The sequence below is a fragment of the Microcystis aeruginosa NIES-2549 genome, assembly GCF_000981785.2.
GTDB lineage: Bacteria > Cyanobacteriota > Cyanobacteriia > Cyanobacteriales > Microcystaceae > Microcystis > Microcystis aeruginosa_C.
In genome coordinates this window covers 1,621,330-1,642,672 of the sequence record NZ_CP011304.1, presented here as the reverse complement: position 1 = coordinate 1,642,672, position 21,343 = coordinate 1,621,330, and the positions used below count along the sequence as shown (strand labels likewise).

The following is a 21,343-nucleotide window of genomic DNA, read 5'->3' as shown; positions in this document are numbered from 1 at the left end:
TATAACACGATTGCTCCTAATTAGGCAAGCCCCTAAACAGTAAATTGATATCCAATTAACTTATAAATTAACTTGGCAGTGGTAAATTCCGAGACCACCGAATCACTAATCGGGGCCAATTCCATCACATCGCAGCCAATCACCTGATGAGTTTGGAAAAGACGACGGAGAAAGCCTAGGGTTTGATGCCAACTTAACCCCCCCGGTTCGGGTGTTCCCACCCCCGGAATTAAAGCCGGATCGATGCCATCCACGTCTATGGTTAAAAATACCTTCTCGGTGGTAATTTTGGCGATCGCTTTTTCGATCCAATTCGGATCACCGGCGATATCTCGATCCCAAATCACGGGAATCTGCTGTTTAGCGATTAATTCCGCTTCTTCCCGACAAATAGCCCGAATTCCCACGGGTAAGGTCGGTAAACCCATTTCTAACACCCGACGCATCACACAGGCGTGGTTATGGTGGGAGCCTTCGTACTCAAAACGCATATCGCCATGAGCATCAATTTGAACCACAGTAAAAGGTTCCGATAAAGCTTGTCGATAAGCTTGTACTACTCCCGTAGTGATAGCGTGTTCACCCCCGACGGCGACGACAAATTTATCATCGGCAATTAGACGGGAAACTGTAGCTGTGGTGACGGCTAACATCTCCTCGGCGGACAATTGCGGTTGTTGACGGGTATCTGCGATCGCATCATGGGTATAGATGCCCACTTCTAAACAGGTTTCCCTCTTAAGTTCCTCGTCATAGGCTTCCAATTGTTGGGAAGCGGTAATCACCGCCGCCGGTCCAGTTTCACAACCCTTGCGATAGGTGGTGGTGGCCTCGTAGGGAATCGGCAGGATCACGGCCTTAGCTGTGGCGTAAGATGCGATCGCTTCACTACCTAAAAATTGTTCGCTACCGGTGGCGCCAGACAATAACATGGGCAAATCACAGAAAATTTTAGTCCAATCTTCTATTATAAATATTTTGACTATTTTTGTCTATCTCAACTGACCCCAGACATATCTACTGCAATAGCAAAAAACCCTTATCCATCAATGGATACATCCCTTAACTTTTTTTGCTGTACCCATGTTTATGGTAATATTTCTCAATGGACAGGGAGCGAGCATATTTGCTGAAACCGAGTTAGATTTATGGGGGGTTTCCTTGATTTCTACCGGGTAAGAGGGCATCAGAAATTCTCTTAATCCCTCCCAAGGCACAGGTTATGGCCTTTTGTCAAGAACGTCGGTTAAATTGCTTTTTTTATATAACTCATTCCCCCTTAATTGAATAAGTTGAGGGGGAATTTTATAGATTAATTTTCGGCTTCATTTTCTAAAATTTCCTGTAATTGTGAACGCAATGGAGTTAGATTATTTTCAATCGTCCGCCAAGCAATTGCCAATTCTACCCGAAAATATTCATGAAAAATGACATTTCGCATATCTCCCATTAAACGCCAAGGAATTTGAGAATAACGCAATTGTATCTCACTAGGAATATTTCTAGATGCCTCACCAATAATTCCTAAATTATAAAGAACTGCTTTAAGAGTCACTCGATTTGATCTAAAATCTTCAAAGGTCATATTAGCCGTCCATTCCAAGATTTCATCAATGGATTCAATAATATCTTGAAGACGAAGTTGCCAATCTCTAAAAGGCATTAATCACATCCTTTAATACAGGTTGTCGTAAATGTTCTTTTAAAGAATCTTGAGTACCTAAATCAACAGAACATCCTAATATATCTTCTAAGTAAAGTCGTACCTCGATAAACTCAAATAACCCTACCGCTTTACTAAATTCTACCAATAAATCTACATCACTGTCAAAACGTGCTTCATCCCTTGCTACTGAACCAAATAGAGACAGAGATTTTACCCCTAGTTTTTCTAATTGTTCTCGGTGTTTCGCGAGAATTGTTAGTACCTCATCTCGTTTCATGGCTATTTCCTGAAATCTGATTCTTTCATTGTAACCTTAATGGTTGTCTCGTTGATATTGGCTCTCATGATGAAGTTTATTAAAATAGAAATTATTATTGAACTTAGAAATGCTCTGCCAGTGCCAAATACCACCATTAATTAGGTTACTTAGGTTTTTCAAGTTGCTGTTTAACTAATTCTAAGGGAAGTTTTAACACTCTAGCAATTTGTTCGACGGTTAAGCCTTCCTTCATCAATTCTGTAGCGATTTCGAGTTTATATTCTTCTTCTGGATCAAATTTTTGTAATTGGTTTTCTGGTAGTTGATTACAGATATGACCTTTATTAATTTGGACACCGTTAACGACATTATTGTTAGCGACATTATAATAATATCTTCGCAGACTAGACCTAAGATTAGCTTTATTAACTTCTTCTCCTAAAATTTCCGATAAGGTTTTCCATAGCTTACCGGCTACATCCTTGACATATTTCTCGGAACGATGATGACTTTTAGCGATTTCTGTGTATTTTTGATGGTTAATCACCCCTTCTAAGATTTCAGACTGAACATCATCTAAATTCTCTCCTGTATAGGAGAAGATGGGATTATCAACAGTTGTAATTAAAGAGTGAATATCAAAATTGTTCATTTTTACACACAGAATCAAGATTAATAAGCTTTTACCCGACATTATATGACATTATCAGGTGTACGGTCAATTTAATATTATTTTTAGATTTAAGTTATTTTTCTTAATACTGCTTTATATAACTTTATATGACTTTAAAAGCCTTGACAGAAAAGTTTGGTTTGTTTAGAATAAGCGCAATTTAAGTCACCTACTCAAATTGAGGAAATAATGATTAAAAAGACTTTGTTTACCACACTGGTTATCTCTGGCATTATTGGGATATCTTCAACTGCCTCAGCATTCGTGGTAACGGGAACAAAATGGGGTGATCCTGTTTTTGGAACAGGGGCTAATGTTACTTGGAGTTTAATGCCTAGTGGTGTTTCCTGTAATGGTCAATTTGAACCACTAGGATGCACCACAGCATCATTAGCATCTTTCATGCCTGCTGGCTTTAAAGCCGAAATTCAGAAAGCTTTTCAAGCTTGGTCTAATGTTGCTAACATCAACTTTGTGGAAGTAGCTGACACAGGATTACCATTTGATCATCCCGATGCTATTTTGGGTAATATTCGCTTAGCTGGTCACATTTTTGACGGTCCGTTTGGAACTCTTGCCCATGGCTATTATCCCCCACCTAATGGCAACACACGAGCAGGGGATATTCACTTCGATGTTTCTGAAAATTGGACAGTTAATAGCATTGATGGTAACATAAACACGCTGGATATTTTCCAAGTGACCGCCCATGAAATCGGTCATGCTATTGGACTTGATCATACGAATGTTCTTAATTCCCTTATGTACCCATATTATAGTGAGAATTTTAATGGACTACAGCCGGATGATATAGCGGGAGTAAGATATATTTACGGACCAAGAGTTCCCGAACCCACCTCAATCATAAGTCTATTTTCCCTGGGAATACTTGGCGCAGGTGCAACCTTAAAACGCAAAGTAAAACGCTCTCATTCAACCGAAAAAGAACCCAGTGCGATGCCGAAGGCACTGCGTAGCAGTACGCCGATCTTGTAGTGGACTGTTTCAGCTAAAATAGGGCAATAGATTTCGGCTTAAAGTCTTAGATTATAGAATTTCTAGCATTTTTCTAATACACCAAATTAGCTGAAACAATCCAGTAGGGTGCGTTAATGAAATGTAACGCACCTTATTTTTATTGCTTGTCCTTCTGTATCCCATAGGATACAGGGCATGATTGAAATTCGCCAGACCGAAACCTACTCTCAGTGGTTTAGCAATTTGCGGGATCGCCAAGCAAAAGCACGTATAGACATTCGTGTTCGTCGCCTGTCTATGGGCAATCCAGGCGATGTTAAACCAGTAGGAAAAGGTGTATCGGAACTGCGGATCGATTATGGCCAAGGCTATCGGGTGTATTTCATTCAGCGAGGAGAGACCTTGATCATCCTCTTGGCAGCAGGAGATAAGCAAACTCAAGAACGGGACATCAAAACAGCATTAAATTTAGCACAAGACTTATAGGAGATTTTTATGGCTACTATCCAAACCTATCCTTGGGATGCGGCAGAACATCTCGAAACAAAAGAAGATATAGCTGCATATCTTGAAGCAGCTCTTGAAGATGGCGATCCAAGCTTAGTGGTAGCAGCATTAGGTGATATTGCTCGATCTAAAGGGATGACACATATTGCCCGTGAAACAGGGTTGGGGCGTGAAAGTCTCTATAAAGCTTTGTCAATCGAAGGCAATCCAGAGTTTGCCACAGTTCTTAAGGTCTTACAATCACTTGGGTTACGCCTCCAAGTCGTACCAATTGCCTAACTTCACCGTTATACTGAATCGGTTTTTAATAGTATGATTAACTCCCAATCCCACTTTAAAAACCCGCTCTCCCCCATACCTGTTAAACAAGATTTAGGATCAGAGTGATCGCTAGATTAAAGGTTAAGTAATGTTAAGATCATAATTCTTCATGAAGAAAGCGCATGATCGCCGAGTAACTGTAGCCAAAAATACCAAATTTTGTCCCAGTCACAATAAAGTAGGGATCAAGCGCATTCGATCGAAGCAAGAATTTTCTCCCCAGTATCTATGAATCAATCAGAAAGTTGCGGTAAGGTCTATCTCGTCGGTGCGGGTCCCGGAGATCCCGGTTTGTTGACCTTAAAAGCGAAAGTTCTCCTAGAAAATGCCGATGTTGTCCTCTATGATGCCCTAGTTAGCCCCTCGATTCTAGCCATGATTAACCCCAGGGCCGAACAAATCCATGGGGGTAAGCGTCGCGGTCGTCATTCTCTAGTACAGGAGGAAATCACCGCTTTACTGATCGAGAAGGCCCAGACTAATGCTGTGGTTGTTCGTCTCAAGGGGGGTGATCCCTTTGTTTTCGGTCGCGGGGGTGAAGAAATGCTCGATCTGATTGCCGCCGGAATTAGCGTCGAGATCGTGCCGGGGATCACTTCAGGAATTGCCGTGCCTGCCTACGCCGGTATTCCCCTCACCCATCGCGATTATAGTTCTTCCGTTACCTTCGTCACCGGCCACGAGATGGCGGGTAAATATCGTCCTCAAGTTAACTGGTCAGCGATCGCCCATGGCGCAGAAACAATTGTTGTTTACATGGGTGTGCATAATTTACCCTATATTATCGGGGAGTTGACCAAGGCGGGCAGAAGTCCAGAAACACCGATCGCCCTGATTCGCTGGGGAACAACACCGCAGCAACAGCAGTTAATCGGTACTTTCACTACGATTATGGACCAGATCGAAGCCACCGGCTTTGAATCCCCGGCGATCGCTGTTATCGGGGCAGTGGTGGACCTTCACGATCTCTTGCAAGCGGGACAACCTTTGCTATCGAGGACAATCCCCCCTACCCCCATTTCTCTCTGATTCGGTTCCCATGCGTCAATATCAAAAATCCCTGACAATTGCCACCAGTCCCAAGAATTTCCATCGTCTGACTGCCCCCATAGAAGCGATCGTGGCTGAATCGGGCATAACGACGGGATTATGCAGTATATTTGTCTGTCACACCTCCGCTTCCTTGCTGATCCAAGAAAATGCCGATCCCGATGTTCTCACGGATTTGGCCAATTTCTTCGCCAAGTTAGTGCCGGAAGATAGCAGTCTCTACTATCACTCTACCGAAGGGCCAGACGATATGCCCGCTCACATTCGCTCGGTCCTAACCCGGACATCGGAACAAATCCCGATCGCTAGGGGTAAATTAGTTTTAGGCATCTGGCAAGGTATCTATCTCTGGGAACATCGTCAGAGTCGTCACCAAAGACAAGTGGTGGTTCATATCACCGGGGTCTGAAGCTTTGCGTATAGTTTTGTAATAGAAACTTTACTCGTACCCCTCATCGGAGTAAGATTTTTTCCGTGTACGATCAAATTGTTCGCTTTTTGAACAAAGAACTTCATATTTCGTAACAAAAGGAAACAATTTATGCGAAAATTGTTCGCTCTGGCCCTGGTGCTATCTCTCTGGTTCACCTTTGCCGCTCCAGCGTCGGCTGATTTGTCCAATCTGACCCCTTGTAGCGAAAATCCCGCTTTCCTGCAAAAAGCGAAGAGTTTCCGCAACACCACTCCTGACCCCGAATCGGGAGCCAAACGCGCTCAAACCTACTCCCAGGCTCTCTGTGGACCCGAAGGCTATCCGCACCTAATTGTTGATGGTCGTTGGGATCACATGGGTGATTTCTTTATCCCTAGCATCCTATTCCTGTACATTACCGGTTGGATCGGTTGGGTTGGTCGGGCCTATTTAATCGCCGTGCGCGACAGCAAAGATGCCGAAATGAAGGAAATCATCATCGATGTTCCCCTCGCTTTGAGCAAAATGTTAACGGGGTTCCTCTGGCCCTTGGCGGCTTTACAAGAAGCCACTTCTGGTAAATTAACCGTTAAGGATTCGGAAATTACCGTTTCCCCTCGTTAATTTTTGTGTCAAACCCTTGACTTTTTATTCCCTAGGAGAACTCAGATGGAAGGACTTACTAAATTTCTCTCGTCCGCACCCGTGTTAATTATGGCGCTGCTGACTTTCACCGCCGGGATTTTAATCGAATTTAATCGCTTTTATCCCGATCTCTTATTCCACCCGCTAGGTTAAAGCCAATCTCAGGTGATTAAAGGGGATACAGAGTCCACTGTATCCCTTTTTAAGGGCAATGATCGGAGGGATTGGGGAATATTAAGAAAAGAAAGGCACTGGAGACCACAGGTCCTAAAAATAGATAAGATACAGGTGTCTGCAACCACAGAGGTGGGACAAACCATGCTGTTAGATAGAGATGTGATGCTAGAAAAGCGGCTGCGGTATCAAGAATTACAAGAAAAATTAAAAGAGATTTGGCAGGGAGAAAACGTTCCCGAATCGGATGAATGCGATTATGATATCCTCGTTGTCCCTTCTTTTAGTATCGATCAGAGAGTCGGTCAAAAAGTGGCGGGTTTTTTACATTACGAAGAAAGATTATTATTTTCTCTGATTCGGTTGCGACACCCGAAAACTCGTTTAATCTATGTAACAGCGCAGCCACTGTCGCGGATGGTGATTGATTATTACCTGCAATTGTTGCCAGGGATTCCTTTTTCCCATGCTAATAACCGTCTTTTATTACTGACAACTCACGATAACTCTTTTCAACCTTTAACCCAAAAAATTCTGGAAAGACCGCGCTTAGTAGAAAGAATCAGGCAAGCGTTGCGTCGAGATCGTGCCTACATGGTTTGTTTTAATTCTACTAATTTAGAGCGAGAATTGTCTTTACAATTAGATATTCCTTTATTTGCCTGTAGTCCAGACTTATTGTATTGGGGTTCTAAAAGTGGCAGTCGCGAGATTTTTGGTCAAGGCAATATTCCCCATCCTGACGGTAGTTTACAGGTAAATACGGTCAAGGATTTGTTATACGAAGCCGCTAGTTTGTGGTCCCGTCAACCGCAATTAAAACGCATGGTAGTGAAGTTAAATGAGGGGTTATCGGGAGAAGGAAATGCGGTTTTAGATTTACGTCCTTTAGGGGGAATTGTTGATAGTAACAGTCTAGATTTAAGCGAGAGAATGAATCTCTTGGCTAAACAATTAGACAAGATGAGTTTTCAAGCAAGTGATGAAACTTGGGAGAGTTTTTCCAGTAAAATTGCTGAATTAGGGGCAATTGTCGAAGCTTTTATTGAAGGAGAAGAAAAGCGATCGCCGAGTGTGCAGGGTTATATTACACCCACGGGAGAAGTGAATATTATTTCCACTCACGATCAAATTTTAGGCGGTCCCGATGGTCAAATTTATCTAGGTTGTCATTTTCCTGCCGATGAAAATTATCGTCTACAATTACAGGAATTAGGCCTAAAAATAGGGGAAATTCTGGCAGCCAAGGGGGCAATTGAACGCTATGGAGTTGATTTCGTCGCTGTGAAAAATCCAGACACTTTAGTCTGGGATTTACAGGCGATCGAAATTAATCTGCGAAAAGGAGGAACCACCCATCCTTTCATGACATTGAAACTTTTAACTAATGGTGAATACGATCGAGAAACTGGATTATTTTTTAGTCAACCTCACCAGGAAAAATACTATATTGCCTCCGATAATCTCCACAAACCCCAATACAAAGGTTTACTTCCCGATGATTTAATGGATATTATTGCTAAACATCGCTTGCATTTTGATAGTAGCAGTAAAACGGGAACAGTTTTTCATCTCATGGGTGCGCTGTCAGAATTTGGTAAATTAGGGTTAACTTGTATCGGCAATTCTAGTGAAGAAGCGGCGGCAATTTATCAGCGTGTCGAACAGGTTTTAGATTGGGAAACAGAGCATAGTTCCATAAATTTAGGTTATTATTCTGGATTACCGATCACTTGGATATAGAAGGTTTTTCTGGCAATAATTTGCGTTTTAGGGAATCGATGGCTCGTCCCGGTACTTCCGTCGCTTGAGCGAGAATTAAATTCCAAAGATAACCGTATTTAGGGAAATTTCTCAGGAGAATCACCTCGGCAATAAAGTAAAAACGTTTAGTTCTTTTATACTCAGGAGGATTATCTTCAATCCGCAGTTGTTCGGCTATTTCTGGCAGCCAATGACCGATAGTTTTACCTCGCTCAAAAAACTTGGCCTGAATATATAAACCCAGTAATCTATCTAAACACCAAAAGGGAATATATTTAATCGGTCCAGTGACGTTCATGGAAGCGGTAATCTCTTTAACTGCTGGTTGTACCAGTTCGTTTTTCCAAACTTTTTTATCAAAGTTTTCCATGTGAGGACCCTTGTGATCTCGACGTTTCCCGATCAGGGCGCTAGGATTAAAAGGATTATCTAAAGGAGCGATCGGTGCTTCTAATAAATAATTATTCTCTTTAAATAAGTTACTATTATTCTCTCTCCTGCTACAGATAGCTAAACTTTTTACATCGGGAATTGTTGGCCAAGGACTCTCTAATTTTTCTCGTTCACCGTAGGGAAATCCACGTCTGGCTAATCTTAATACCCAACTATTGGGGAAGCGGTCAAAATAGTCTTTGACTAAGGTGACGACCTCCGGGTGTAAATATTCATCGCAATTGATTGTGAGAATATAAGTACCTCTGGCATTTAAAAATCCTGTACTTCTTTGAATAATTTCACCTCGTAAAGCACAGACAATCTGTTTTATGCGTGGATCATTGACTGGGGAAGGGTTGACCCCAGGAGGATGAACTAAAATAAATTCTATATCTCCCTTGACTTTCAATAATTCTCCTAGCCAATGTTCGCTAAATCCCTCGCGCATCGGGATAATGATCGATAGAAAAGTATTGGACATAAATTAACTCGTTAGATTTGCTTGTGATTTATCAAAGTTGTCTTGACTGCGATACACTTAACTGGTTTAAATGGCTTCTAAATATTTGCTATCGAGCAGAAATGAGCCTCGATCGAATTTTACACCCCAATAACCCCCCGGCCGGCGATCGATCACCGTGCCTATATCGTCGATATCGAGCAGATCTGGCGGCCGTAACATAGGCATGGGATCGGCGGTTTTCAGGTAAGGGGGAATGGCAATCAGACGGACTTTTCCCCCGACGCTAATTTCACTCATGGTACTGGCTAGATGCGATCGTGATAATCTTCTAACTTAGCACAGAGATTGATCACCCGATGGTGATTTTTCGCCAAGGCTGCTAGAGGAAATTTACAGGCACTTGCTACAGCAGTTATCTTAATGGTGATATAGTAAGTTTTCCTTTTGGGGAGATAGGAGACAGGAGACAGCCTTGAATCAGTTATCAGTTATCAGATGTGAGTTTTCAGTTCACTGATTACTGTTTACTATTCACTGTTCACTGAAAATACTCCCCACTTCCCCATTCATAATTGATAATTCATAATTCATAATTCCCACTTGCAAGAGTGCCTTTTTCCACTGGTCTCTGAAAAGGTTTTGATTTTAGGGAAATACAGTTAAAGGAATCCATTCGTAGGTGTTGACAATGCCTTGAAAATAATCATTAATAGTTTCTCTGGAATAGGGAACAACCCCGTCTTCACCAAACCAACGTTCATAAATTGTCACCGCTTGTTGTTGGTCACTAACGATCCCTTCCATAAATTTTAATAGCGTATAATTCACTGTATCGCGCCATTTAGAATCATTTTCGGGTAAAGTACAGGCATAGGATTCGTAGGCGTAGGGATAGGAGGGAACTATGGCTAAATTATTGGGATTTTTAGCGTTTTTCCTTAAGCCTTCTAGGGTAATACCATCACTGGCAAAACCATCAATTTCTCCCGTTTCCAGTTTTTGTAAACCCTCGCCACGATTTTTAACTTTGACCAAAATAGCGGCGGGTTGTTGGGTTTTAATCACCGCTTCATTAGTAGTATTGGCAATCACTCCAATGCGTCTACCTGCCAGGCTACCGATGTCATCGAGATTACTACCTTTGCGGGTTAACAATTGAGTGCCACTGGCAAAATAACTAACGGAAAAATCAACCTCATTTTCTCTTTTCCAAGTAAAAGTAGTAGAGCCACATTCGATATCTATGACCCCTGTTTTTAACTTTTCAAAACGATTTTGGGGAGTAACCTCAACAATTTTTAATTTAATCGGTTTTCCTAACTTCCGTTCGGTTTCTTTGCGAATTAACTCTAACATATCAAGGCTGTAACCCACCCACTTGCCTTGGGAGTTGATAAAACCAAAGGGAATAGCATCTTTACGAGCGCCGGCAGTAATTACCCCAGTTTTTTGAATGCGATCAAAGATTGCTCCCGCAAGGCTAGAATGGTTACTGGTGACGGTTAAAGCTACTGTCATCGTCATGACGGCAAGTGTACGCTTCATTTTTTTCCCTAATCTGAAAGTGGCTCAAGTCTGGGACTGTTTCAGGAGACTGAGAGTTTCCCAGAGGAAGATTTTTCAGTGGCGATTGCTGGGGACAAAAAAAGAGGAGAGATGTTACTCTCTCCCCCTTTCAGTTTTTTCGACAGCATTTTAAATTGTTTTTTCAGTTGTCGCTGTCGGGCCGAACCACCCTTGCCTTTGTCGTTACGTCCCTGACGGCGGGGGGACTCCCATCGCTTAAGTCGCATAGTTTTTAATTCAAATTTAGTCAGTTATCTGTATTATAACAGGGTTAACGTCAGTTTGGGTTAAGGAAATGAACTGACGGGGTGTAGGGTGTGGGGTGTGGGGTGTGGGGTTTTACCCATTTTCAGTAACCCATGCGGGCTTTGGGTTTCATGCTTCAACCGTTCGGCAAAAGCTCACGGCCGAAGCCCAACCTACATTCATCTTATATTTAATTCCACCCACCCACTTAACCAACCTTGTCCACCTAATACTAAATCTGGTTATTAAAAACTGATTATCTATTGCTCCTTTTGCCGTTCGGCTGAGCTCACGGCCGAAGCCTATTGCCTATTGCCTTTTGCCTGTCCTGATATGTAGCCTATACTCAACGGATTTAGTATAATTAGTATTTTCCTATGCTTAGTCAGCAACTTTGGCACAGCCATCAAGATCTAGTGCAAGCTTGCCTCGAACACCCTTTTGTGCGAGGTATCGCCACAGGAGAGCTTAAACGGGACTGTTTTGCTTTTTATGTCGGTCAAGATGCTTTTTTTCTGGAATCTTTCGCCCGTGCTTACAGTATCGCCGCCGCTAAAGCTCCCGATTGGCAGGGATTCACTAGCTTTCATCGGTTAGCGGCAGGGGTATTAAAGGAATTAGAATTACACGAAAATTACGCTTTACAGTGGGGGGTTGACCTGAGAAAGGTTCAGCCCGCTAACGCCACCCGTCGCTATCGGGATTTTCTTCTCGCTACCGCTTGGATGGGTGACATCGGTGCGATTGCCGTGGCGATGAGTCCCTGTATGCGTCTTTATGCTTATCTAGGCCAACAATTAGCCTTAGAACCGATTTCTGAGAATCCCTATCAAGCTTGGATTGATAGTTATAGTGGGTATGAATTCGCAGCTTTAGCAAGTCAATTAGAGGAATTGGCGGATAAATACGCGCTGATGACGGAAAATATCTCTTTATCCTATCGTTATGCTCTTAGTTGCGAACAGGACTTCTTTAGTGCCGCCTACCGCCGGGGCAAATCTTAAAATTTTACCGTCACAATGTTAAGAAATATAAATAACGCTAAGATTAAGGTAAGCAAAATCGTCATTATAAGAATAATGTTTCCTTCGCAACCCACCGAAAACGAACTCCTGAAAACTATCTTGGAACCTCTACTAGAGGATTTCACCCATTGGTTTTCCCGTTCCCGTCTCCTCCTCGAATCCGAGAGATTATCCTTTCTCAGCCTCGAGGAACAAAACGATTTATTAGCAAGAGTCAAAAACGCCCAACAGGAGGTAGCCACGGCTTATTTACTCTTTAAAACCACAGGTGGTCAGGTGGGTATCGAGGCCAAGATGTTATTGCCTTGGCACCAGCTGGTGGCAGAGTGTTGGGGGGTCAGCAGTCGTCGTCGATTACAAGGTTGGGGAGAATATCAATCTCCTCAAACTGACGCTTAACCTGAAACTTTTTGGTAAGCTAGAGAGTTGAGCGAATTTTTAGCATAAAGTTTTGGCAATTTAGGAATATTCACACATAATTCATGGGAGACTCGGCCAATGTTACATCTGCTCTATATCCTCGCCTTCACGGTTATCGCTTTTTTGACCATTAATAATTTAATTCGGAGTCTGATTACTGTCAGCATGGATTCCCAGAAACGTCCTGCTAAATCGGCTAATTCCTATAATCCCTACGGTTATCCCATGACTTCCCATCCGGAACTTTTGGACGAGACTGGACAACCGATTAATGAACCCCTGTTAGTGATTCGTTCTCTCACTGTCGAAGATGCTCGTCAGCAGTTAGATGCCATTTATAATTCTTCTCCCAGTGCTACCAAAGAGCAAGATGAAGAAATCTAATTGGTTCTAGAATGGCAGTCCTTGAAAACAGATATATTTATCTACACGGTTTTGCTTCTAGCCCCCAATCAACAAAAGCGCAATTTTTGAGACATTGTTGGCAAAAGAGGGGTTTAGCGATGGAAATTCCCGATCTTAACGGTGATGACTTTTCTAGCTTAACTCTCACTCGTCAGATTGTCCAAATCGGCCGAGTGATTGAACAATCTCAGGTTCCTGTTACTCTGATTGGTTCCAGTTTTGGCGGTTTAACGGCAGCTTGGCTGGCAGAAACCTATTCTCAGGTGCAAAGGCTCGTTTTATTAGCTCCAGCTTTTAATTTCGGGCCGATTTGGTTGGGACAATTGGGAGCAGAAACCCTAGCCAATTGGCAAAAATCTGGGAGTTTATCGGTTTATCACTACGGTTATCGCCGTTATCTGCCAATTTATTGCAAATTTATCGATGATTTAGCTAATTATCCCCAAGAAAAGTTAATCAGGCAGCTCCCCACCCTGATTATTCATGGTCGTGCCGATGAGGTGATTCCCCTAGAAAATAGTCGCCATTATTGCATGAATCGTCCTTGGGTGAAATTAATCGAATTAGATAGCGATCATGCCCTTACCGATGTGATGACGACAATCTGGGCTGAAATACAATTATTTCTCAATTTTTGACTAAAAAAGACCCCCCCTTCGATCGAAACAAGAGAGAGCTTTTGAGTACACTTGTATTAAATTCGAGAAGATTTTTCAGCTTCTAAGACAAGAGATTTTCTGCTGATGTCTTCCCACTACCAAAGTCCGCGGATAGGAGATACACTAGGCTCGGGAGCGGGTTGAGGAGCAACTTCAGTAAAGGTTCTGGTTTCCGGGGGTAAAGCGGGAAGTCCCCAAGCAGGTTGTTTTTCGTTGATTTCTCTTAAAAGTTGCGAGCGAGTGGTACTGACGGCGATTTCTGATTTTAGTTTCAAGCGGGAAACCCAATAGGGATGAGCTTTACCCACATAAATTAACTTGCCATCTACCACTTGCAATAGTACATCGTCGCCACCAGTGCCATCCCCAGTAATACGAGCGGTGGTTCCGTCAGCAAAGTCGCCGTTGAAAATTTCTTTGCCATCCACTGTTACAAGTCTGATCAATTGGATGGACATAATGCCACCCACGGTTCCCCGGACGCGACCGAGTATATAGTCACCCGGGTTGAGTTGCGGCTCACCTCTGTAGGTGTCATGGCCGCGCAGTTGACTGATCAGAATTTCGTTATTTTCCAGTCCTGCTTGTGCGGGTACAGCACCAACGGTAGTTAGGGCAACTAAACCGGCAAAACCAGCGACAAGGGAAATTTTGTTAAACACAATTACCTCAAGCAAAAAGTTAGTAAACCGTCTATAGACGTTTTAGATTATAACTTAGTTCCTGATTTTGTCCATATTGCGAAATATTAGTTTAATAATTTCTCGCTCGTTGATTTGGCGGGGGTTTTTCTGGGCGGTCTTTAAGCCATCAGCTATGAGCCGTCAGCCATATAACAGTAAAATCAGCGCAAAAATGGCTATTTAGCCATTAATCGACTAAATAAAAGCTGAATGCTGATAGCTAATACCTAAAATAACTGATCGCTTATTAAGCTGGGTTTTAAGATCGATCGATGTTGCTGAATAATTCAGGATCGAGGGTGGGTAGTTCGATAGCTTTTTCCGCTGGGGGAGAGGGTAACTGGAAGCGATTTAAGGTTTGTTGAATGCGATCAAAAATGGTGATTTTTTTCTCGCTATTGTTCTGGGGTTCGGGAATGGGTTCCACTTCTACCAGAGGCTGAATACTGGGGGCCAGTTCGTTAATCTCCTTTGTCTCTGGTATGGTGGTTAGGGGAGATTCGATCGCTTCGGGGGTTCCCTCGACCTTTTCGATTGTTTCTGTTTCTACTGGTTTTTCTTCCACAATTGGGCTTTCTGGTTCAATAACCGGGGTTTCCTCAACTACAGGGTTTTCCTCAACTATAGGGGGTTCCTCAACTACAGGGTTTTCCTCAACTACAGGGTTTTCCTCAACTATAGGGTTTTCCTCAACTATAGGGGTTTCTTCTTCCTCAATAACGGGTGTTTCCTCAACTATAGGGGTTTCTTCTTCCTCAATAACGGGTGTTTCCTCAACTATAGGGGTTTCTTCTTCCTCAATAACGGGTGTTTCCTCAACTATAGGGGTTTCTTCCTCTAGACTAGGAAGAGTTTTATAGTTGGGATCAACAATGCTACGGGCAATTGTAGGGGATAAATCGCCACGGACTAATTGACTGAGGCCGTCTTGGTAAGAGGGTTCAAAGCTAATCACGCGCACGCTGGTATTAAACTCGTTTTCGATTTTATTTCCCTTACCATCGATGAATTCTAGTTGTACCCAGTTATTGCCCTTGGCAAAACCCTTGAGATAGATTGGTTCCCAAGTATCAAGCAGAAAACTTTCCCCGTTGACAGTGACACGAATGCGCCAATTTTGAAGATTATTATCCCCGTTGGCAGTATTGGACAGACGTAGAGGAGCATTACTCAGATAAAAATCGAGCAGGATCGGTTCTGCACCGTAGATTCCTTGCGGACTACTGTAGGTTAATAGGGGTAAGTTGTTATCGGGGGCATTTTTGCCTGTTTTTGTCAGAATATGAAAGGTTGTTTCAGCAAAAGCCCCATCATTTTTAAAACTTTCCTGCCAAGGCCGCAGGGCCAAGACGCGGAGGGTGTGAGTACCTGGGGCAAGATTTTCTAGGATAATCGGTTGCTTGAGGTCGTAGATAGCCGCTGCCGGTTCATTATCGACAATTAGGCTCAAGTGGGGTCCTAATTTCAGGGTATCGTCTTGGAAAATTGGCAGATCAGACACTTGTAGTTTAACTGTCACCTGAGGGTCATCGAAAACTTGTTCGGCCAGAGGACTGAGAATCGTTACTTGGGGAGCGTAACGATCTAAACTGGGGCGCAGTTCCTGAATTAGGGCCGGGGGGGCAACCTCAGAAATGCGGCCTCGAACGACGGGAAGATGAGGGGTTTCGGAAGTGGGGAGATTGGTAGCTGTCAGGCGATCGCCACAGGCCGTTAACAGGGTGGTCAGTAAACCGATCAAAAGGCATATATGAAGGGTTTTGACGGGGATTAATCTATGTAGTAGGGATAGCACGTTCCTCCTAGAGCCAAGGCCAAAATCTATACAAACCATTGATTTTTGCTAGAGTCATTGAATGCTATGGTGTCAGCAAAAGCGCGAGAAGATGAGGTCATGGCCTCAATTTTACAGAATTGTTTGATTGTTTTTTGAGAATCTATCTATTGAATTTTCTATATGGTCTGGTGAGGGAGAAAAAGGGGAAATTGGCTTCCGGAGCGACAATTGATAAACTTTTGTAAAGAAAAATCACCAGTCAGACCCTGACTAAGACCGTCCATAGCAGAAAACGTCTCTCCTATCAAGGATTGAGAGAATTTTAATTATTGTTAAGCATAACGAACAGACAAGAGAACAAAGACTTATCATCTACTATTGATGCTTTCGACTGGAATCTCACCCAAGAGGAAAGTCAAGCGACATTAACAAAAGGTGGGTCAGATTTCAACTTGCCTTTTTTAGGTTAAAAAATCTATCCTCAAATAAAACGCTAAGTCTATTGTCGAGAGAGGAGAATCCTCATGGCACTCCCCCCCAAAGAGGCGGTAGCTAAAGTGATTGTAGATAAAGACCCAGTACCTACTTCCTTTGAGAAGTGGGGGCAACCGGGGCATTTTGATCGCACTTTAGCCAAAGGACCCAAAACCACCACCTGGATTTGGAACCTACACGCCAACGTCCACGATTTTGATAGTCAAACCAGCGATCTAGAAGATATTTCTCGGAAAATCTTCAGTGCCCACTTCGGACATCTCGCCGTTGTCTTCGTTTGGCTAAGTGGAATGTACTTCCACGGCGCGAAATTTTCTAACTATGAAGCTTGGTTAACCAACCCGCTGGCCATCAAACCCAGCGCCCAAGTGGTCTGGCCGATCGTCGGTCAAGGCATCCTGAACGGCGATGTGGGCGGCGGTTTCCACGGTATTCAGATCACCTCTGGTCTGTTCTACCTTTGGCGCGCCTCCGGGTTCACCAACAGCTATCAGCTATACTGCACCGCTATCGGTGGTTTAGTTATGGCGGGCCTGATGCTGTTTGCCGGTTGGTTCCATTACCACAAAAGCGCACCGAAACTGGAATGGTTCCAAAACGTGGAATCGATGATGAACCACCACTTGGCGGGTTTACTCGGCTTAGGTTCCCTAGGTTGGGCCGGTCATCAGATTCACGTTTCTTTACCGGTGAACAAACTCCTCGATGCTGGAGTCGCTCCCCAAGACATCCCCTTGCCCCACGAGTTCATCCTCGAACCGAGCAAGATGGCGGATTTATATCCCAGTTTCGCCCAGGGTTTGACCCCCTTCTTTACCCTTAACTGGGGTGCTTACTCGGATTTCCTCACCTTCAAAGGTGGCTTGAACCCCGTGACCGGTGGTCTCTGGCTTTCCGATACCGCTCACCATCACTTGGCGATCGCTGTATTATTCATCATTGCTGGTCATATGTACCGTACCAACTGGGGTATCGGTCACAGCATGAAGGAAATCCTCGAAAACCACAAAGGTCCCTTCACCGGTCAAGGTCACAAAGGACTGTACGAAATCCTGACCACCTCTTGGCACGCCCAGTTAGCGATTAACCTTGCTCTCTTAGGTTCGCTAACCATCATCGTGGCCCACCATATGTACGCCATGCCGCCCTATCCCTATCAGGCGACGGACTACGCCACCCAACTATCCTTGTTTACTCACCACACTTGGATCGGTGGCTTCTTAATCGTCGGTGCGGGAGCGCACGGAGCGATCTTCATGGTGCGGGACTACGATCCGGCCAAAAACGTCGATAACCTGCTCGATCGGGTGATCCGTCATCGCGACGCAATTATCTCCCACCTGAACTGGGTATGTATTTTCCTCGGCTTCCATAGCTTCGGTTTATACATTCACAACGACACCATGCGGGCTTTTGGTCGTCCCCAAGATATGTTCTCGGATACGGGAATTCAACTACAACCCATCTTTGCCCAATGGGTACAAAGTCTCCACACCCTAGCCCCCGGCAACACCGCTCCTAACGCTCTCACTACCGCTAGTTATGCTTTCGGTGGCGACGTGGTAGCAGTGGGTGGCAAAGTGGCCATGATGCCGATCACTCTCGGTACTGCCGATTTCCTCGTGCATCACATCCACGCCTTCACCATCCATGTAACGGTGTTGATTCTCCTCAAAGGGGTTCTCTACGCTCGCGGTTCCCGTCTGATTCCCGATAAAGCGAATCTCGGTTTCCGTTTCCCCTGCGATGGTCCCGGTCGCGGCGGTACCTGCCAAGTTTCGGGTTGGGATCACGTCTTCCTCGGCCTGTTCTGGATGTACAACTCCCTCTCGGTCGTAATCTTCCACTTTAGCTGGAAAATGCAGTCCGATGTCTGGGGAACCGTCGCCCCCGATGGCACTGTCACCCACGTTACCCTTGGTAACTTCGCTCAAAGTGCCATCACCATCAACGGTTGGTTACGCGATTTCCTCTGGGCGCAAGCGGCGCAAGTCATTAATTCCTATGGCTCTGCCCTGTCTGCCTACGGAATCATGTTCTTAGCCGGTCACTTCGTCTTCGCGTTTAGCTTGATGTTCCTGTTCAGTGGTCGCGGCTACTGGCAAGAATTAATCGAGTCGATCGTCTGGGCGCACAACAAGTTAAGAGTTGCCCCCGCTATCCAACCTCGCGCCCTGAGCATCATTCAAGGTCGTGCCGTTGGTGTGGCTCACTACCTCTTAGGCGGTATTGTCACCACTTGGGCATTCTTCTTGGCCAGAAGTCTCTCGATTGGCTAAACTTGCCTATAAGGGCTTGCCAGTCCCCCGGGGATTGGCAAGACTAGGCTGAACCAGCGTCGATTGACCGATACCACTGTAAGCGTTTCCTATTACAGTGGGTGAATTTAAAAAAGGAAATAACCAGCACTCGTGTAAGAGCCTCAGTTATTTAGAGAGGAGAATTTCCTAAACAGCTATGGCAACTAAATTCCCTAAATTTAGCCAAGATCTAGCCCAAGATCCGACTACCCGTCGGATTTGGTACGGGATCGCCACAGCCCACGATTTTGAAAGTCATGATGGCATGACGGAAGAGAATCTCTACCAAAAGATTTTCGCGTCCCACTTCGGCCACATTGCAATCATTTTCCTGTGGACTTCCGGCACTATATTCCACGTCGCTTGGCAAGGTAACTTCGAGCAGTGGATCAAAGATCCCTTAAACATCCGTCCCATCGCCCACGCGATTTGGGATCCCCAGTTCGGTAAAGGCGCTGTAGATGCCTTCACCCAAGCTGGTGCTTCTAATCCGGTTAACATCGCCTATTCCGGGGTTTACCACTGGTTCTACACCATCGGTATGACCTCCAACCAAGACCTATACCAAGGTGCGGTGTTCCTGCTGATTCTCTCGGCGATTTTCCTCTTTGCTGGCTGGTTACACTTACAACCTAAGTTCCGTCCTAGCCTCGCTTGGTTCAAAAACGCTGAATCTCGCCTGAACCACCACCTCGCCGCTCTGTTCGGTGTTAGCTCTCTGGCTTGGACCGGACACCTCGTTCACGTTGCTATCCCCGAATCCCGCGGTCAGCACGTTGGTTGGGACAACTTCCTCTCCACTCCCCCCCACCCGGCGGGTTTACTACCCTTCTTCACCGGTGACTGGGGTGTGTATGCGGAAAACCCCGACACTGCTAACCACATTTTCGGTACTGCCCAAGGCGCGGGAACTGCGATTCTCACCTTCTTAGGTGGTTTCCATCCCCAAACCGAGTCCCTCTGGTTAACCGATATGGCTCACCACCACTTGGCGATCGCTGTGATCTTCATTGTGGCTGGTCATATGTACCGCACCAACTGGGGCATCGGTCACAGCATCAAGGACATCCTCAATGCCCACAAACCCCCCAGTGGTAAGTTAGGAGCCGGTCACAAAAATCTTTATGACACGGTTAACAACTCTCTCCACTTCCAACTCGGTTTGGCTCTCGCTTCTTTAGGCGTGATCACCTCTCTGGTGGCGCAGCATATGTACGCGCTACCCCCTTATGCCTTTATCGCTAAGGACTACACCACCCAAGCGGCTCTTTATACCCACCACCAATACATCGCTGGTTTCCTAGCGGTGGGTGCTTTCGCCCACGGTGCTATCTTCTTCGTGCGTGACTATGATCCCGAAGCGAACAAAGATAACGTCCTGGCGCGGATGCTGGAGCATAAAGAAGCGATCATCTCTCACCTAAGCTGGGTTTCCCTTTTCTTAGGTTTCCACACCCTCGGCCTCTACGTTCATAACGATGTAGTCGTCGCTTTCGGTACTCCCGAAAAACAAATCCTGATCGAACCTGTGTTCGCTCAATTCGTGCAAGCAGCTTCGGGTAAAACCCTGTACGGCATGAACGTACTGTTGTCTAACCCCGATAGTATCGCTTACACCGCCTATCCTAACTACGGTGATGTTTGGTTACCCGGTTGGCTAGACGCGATCAATAGCGGCACTAACTCCCTCTTCTTAACCATCGGTCCTGGCGACTTCCTCGTTCACCATGCGATCGCTCTTGGTTTACACACCACCGTTCTAATCCTGGTTAAAGGTGCTTTAGACGCTCGTGGTTCCAAATTAATGCCCGATAAAAAAGACTTCGGGTATTCCTTCCCTTGCGACGGTCCCGGCCGTGGCGGTACTTGCGACATCTCTGCTTGGGATTCCTTCTACCTAGCCATGTTCTGGATGTTGAACACCCTGGGTTGGCTAACGTTCTACTGGCACTGGAAACACCTCGGTGTCTGGTCGGGTAACGTGGCTCAGTTTAACGAAAACTCCACCTACCTGATGGGCTGGTTCCGCGATTACCTCTGGGCTAACTCGGCTCAGTTAATCAACGGTTACAACCCCTACGGTGTTAACAACCTTTCTGTCTGGGCCTGGATGTTCCTCTTTGGACACCTCGTTTGGGCAACCGGTTTCATGTTCCTGATCTCTTGGCGTGGTTACTGGCAAGAGTTGATCGAAACTATCGTTTGGGCCCACGAACGCACTCCTCTGGCGAACCTCGTTCGTTGGAAAGACAAACCCGTGGCTCTCTCGATCGTTCAGGCTCGTTTGGTTGGTTTAGCTCACTTCACCGTTGGCTATATCTTCACCTACGCCGCCTTCTTGATCGCCTCCACTGCTGGCAAGTTCGGCTAAACCTTGAATTAGGTAACTAAAAAACCCCCCGCCCATTGGTGGGGGGTTT

The 21,343-nt window shown here is 44.9% G+C and carries 24 protein-coding genes; 14 read left to right on the top strand and 10 right to left on the bottom strand.

Going from position 1 to position 21,343, the window contains the following annotated elements; all coding sequences use genetic code 11:
* Positions 1-32: 32 nt before the first annotated feature.
* The 4 genes from speB to myaer_RS07860 form a co-directional block, all read right to left on the bottom strand.
* Positions 33-932, bottom strand: a complete 900-nt coding sequence (gene speB / locus myaer_RS07875) for an agmatinase (protein ID WP_046661682.1) — start codon at positions 930-932, stop codon at positions 33-35.
* Positions 933-1,312: 380 nt separating this feature from the next.
* Positions 1,313-1,663, bottom strand: a complete 351-nt coding sequence (locus tag myaer_RS07870) for a DUF86 domain-containing protein (protein WP_046661681.1) — start codon at positions 1,661-1,663, stop codon at positions 1,313-1,315.
* Positions 1,653-1,943: a nucleotidyltransferase family protein gene (locus tag myaer_RS07865; RefSeq protein ID WP_002757283.1), complete on the bottom strand. Its 291-nt coding sequence runs from the start codon at positions 1,941-1,943 to the stop codon at positions 1,653-1,655. The genes myaer_RS07870 and myaer_RS07865 overlap by 11 nt, the downstream gene beginning before the upstream one ends.
* Before the next feature lie 145 nt (positions 1,944-2,088).
* The gene (locus myaer_RS07860; RefSeq protein WP_046661680.1) at positions 2,089-2,577 is read right to left on the bottom strand and encodes a hypothetical protein; all 489 of its coding nucleotides are present in this window, start codon (positions 2,575-2,577) and stop codon (positions 2,089-2,091) included.
* Between the two features lie 210 nt (positions 2,578-2,787).
* On the opposite strand from myaer_RS07860, the gene myaer_RS07855 reads away from it, so the two are divergent.
* From myaer_RS07855 to myaer_RS07820, 8 genes are all read left to right on the top strand, one after another.
* Complete coding sequence (locus tag myaer_RS07855; RefSeq protein WP_052734169.1) at positions 2,788-3,594, top strand: matrixin family metalloprotease; 807 nt, start codon at positions 2,788-2,790, stop codon at positions 3,592-3,594.
* Positions 3,595-3,771: 177 nt separating this feature from the next.
* Positions 3,772-4,062, top strand: coding sequence for a type II toxin-antitoxin system RelE/ParE family toxin (locus myaer_RS07850; RefSeq protein ID WP_046661678.1), 291 nt, complete (start codon positions 3,772-3,774; stop codon positions 4,060-4,062).
* A gap of 9 nt (positions 4,063-4,071) precedes the next feature.
* A complete protein-coding gene (locus myaer_RS07845) occupies positions 4,072-4,362 on the top strand; it encodes an addiction module antidote protein (protein WP_002757266.1) in 291 nt (96 codons plus the stop codon).
* 270 nt (positions 4,363-4,632) lie between these two features.
* Positions 4,633-5,433, top strand: a complete 801-nt coding sequence (cobA, locus tag myaer_RS07840; RefSeq protein ID WP_046661676.1) for a uroporphyrinogen-III C-methyltransferase — start codon at positions 4,633-4,635, stop codon at positions 5,431-5,433.
* Positions 5,434-5,443: 10 nt separating this feature from the next.
* Entirely contained in the window at positions 5,444-5,863 is a 420-nt protein-coding gene (locus myaer_RS07835; protein WP_002757262.1) for a secondary thiamine-phosphate synthase enzyme YjbQ, read from the top strand.
* 132 nt (positions 5,864-5,995) lie between these two features.
* Complete coding sequence (locus myaer_RS07830) at positions 5,996-6,490, top strand: photosystem I reaction center subunit III (RefSeq protein ID WP_002748906.1); 495 nt, start codon at positions 5,996-5,998, stop codon at positions 6,488-6,490.
* A gap of 45 nt (positions 6,491-6,535) precedes the next feature.
* On the top strand, positions 6,536-6,664 hold the full coding sequence (gene psaJ / locus myaer_RS07825; protein ID WP_002738148.1) for a photosystem I reaction center subunit IX: 129 nt from the start codon (positions 6,536-6,538) through the stop codon (positions 6,662-6,664).
* 165 nt (positions 6,665-6,829) lie between these two features.
* On the top strand, positions 6,830-8,428 hold the full coding sequence (locus myaer_RS07820; protein ID WP_046661674.1) for a peptide ligase PGM1-related protein: 1,599 nt from the start codon (positions 6,830-6,832) through the stop codon (positions 8,426-8,428).
* On the opposite strand, the gene myaer_RS07815 is transcribed toward myaer_RS07820, so the two are convergent.
* From myaer_RS07815 to myaer_RS07800, 4 genes are all read right to left on the bottom strand, one after another.
* Positions 8,415-9,365, bottom strand: a complete 951-nt coding sequence (locus myaer_RS07815; protein ID WP_046661673.1) for a glycosyltransferase family 2 protein — start codon at positions 9,363-9,365, stop codon at positions 8,415-8,417. The genes myaer_RS07820 and myaer_RS07815 overlap by 14 nt on opposite strands.
* A gap of 66 nt (positions 9,366-9,431) precedes the next feature.
* On the bottom strand, positions 9,432-9,644 hold the full coding sequence (sipA, locus tag myaer_RS07810) for a regulatory protein SipA (protein ID WP_046661672.1): 213 nt from the start codon (positions 9,642-9,644) through the stop codon (positions 9,432-9,434).
* 348 nt (positions 9,645-9,992) lie between these two features.
* On the bottom strand, positions 9,993-10,892 hold the full coding sequence (locus tag myaer_RS07805) for an amino acid ABC transporter substrate-binding protein (RefSeq protein ID WP_046661671.1): 900 nt from the start codon (positions 10,890-10,892) through the stop codon (positions 9,993-9,995).
* A gap of 41 nt (positions 10,893-10,933) precedes the next feature.
* Entirely contained in the window at positions 10,934-11,140 is a 207-nt protein-coding gene (locus myaer_RS07800; RefSeq protein ID WP_046661669.1) for a hypothetical protein, read from the bottom strand.
* 396 nt (positions 11,141-11,536) lie between these two features.
* Between myaer_RS07800 and myaer_RS07790 the strand changes: the two genes are divergently transcribed.
* The 4 genes from myaer_RS07790 (at position 11,537) to myaer_RS07775 (ending at position 13,647) form a co-directional block, all read left to right on the top strand.
* Positions 11,537-12,163, top strand: coding sequence for a TenA family protein (locus tag myaer_RS07790; protein WP_046661668.1), 627 nt, complete (start codon positions 11,537-11,539; stop codon positions 12,161-12,163).
* A gap of 15 nt (positions 12,164-12,178) precedes the next feature.
* The gene (locus myaer_RS07785; protein WP_080949723.1) at positions 12,179-12,583 is read left to right on the top strand and encodes a DUF2605 domain-containing protein; all 405 of its coding nucleotides are present in this window, start codon (positions 12,179-12,181) and stop codon (positions 12,581-12,583) included.
* Positions 12,584-12,682: 99 nt separating this feature from the next.
* A complete protein-coding gene (locus tag myaer_RS07780; RefSeq protein WP_046661666.1) occupies positions 12,683-12,988 on the top strand; it encodes a DUF2973 domain-containing protein in 306 nt (101 codons plus the stop codon).
* A gap of 11 nt (positions 12,989-12,999) precedes the next feature.
* Positions 13,000-13,647 carry a YqiA/YcfP family alpha/beta fold hydrolase gene (locus tag myaer_RS07775; protein WP_046661665.1) on the top strand — a complete coding sequence of 216 codons (648 nt, stop codon included), beginning with the start codon at positions 13,000-13,002 and terminating at the stop codon, positions 13,645-13,647.
* 116 nt (positions 13,648-13,763) lie between these two features.
* Here myaer_RS07775 and myaer_RS07770 read toward each other — a convergent pair whose 3' ends face one another.
* Both myaer_RS07770 and myaer_RS07765 read right to left on the bottom strand, forming a co-directional pair.
* Entirely contained in the window at positions 13,764-14,330 is a 567-nt protein-coding gene (locus tag myaer_RS07770) for a hypothetical protein (RefSeq protein WP_046661664.1), read from the bottom strand.
* Between the two features lie 280 nt (positions 14,331-14,610).
* Positions 14,611-16,185 (bottom strand): hypothetical protein, encoded by a 1,575-nt coding sequence (locus myaer_RS07765; RefSeq protein ID WP_046661663.1) that lies wholly within the window; start codon positions 16,183-16,185, stop codon positions 14,611-14,613.
* 467 nt (positions 16,186-16,652) lie between these two features.
* Here myaer_RS07765 and psaA point away from each other — a divergent pair, with 467 nt between their 5' ends.
* Positions 16,653-18,902 (top strand): photosystem I core protein PsaA, encoded by a 2,250-nt coding sequence (psaA, locus tag myaer_RS07760; protein ID WP_002780971.1) that lies wholly within the window; start codon positions 16,653-16,655, stop codon positions 18,900-18,902.
* Between the two features lie 178 nt (positions 18,903-19,080).
* The gene (gene psaB / locus myaer_RS07755) at positions 19,081-21,294 is read left to right on the top strand and encodes a photosystem I core protein PsaB (RefSeq protein WP_046661662.1); all 2,214 of its coding nucleotides are present in this window, start codon (positions 19,081-19,083) and stop codon (positions 21,292-21,294) included.
* Positions 21,295-21,343 lie beyond the last annotated feature (49 nt).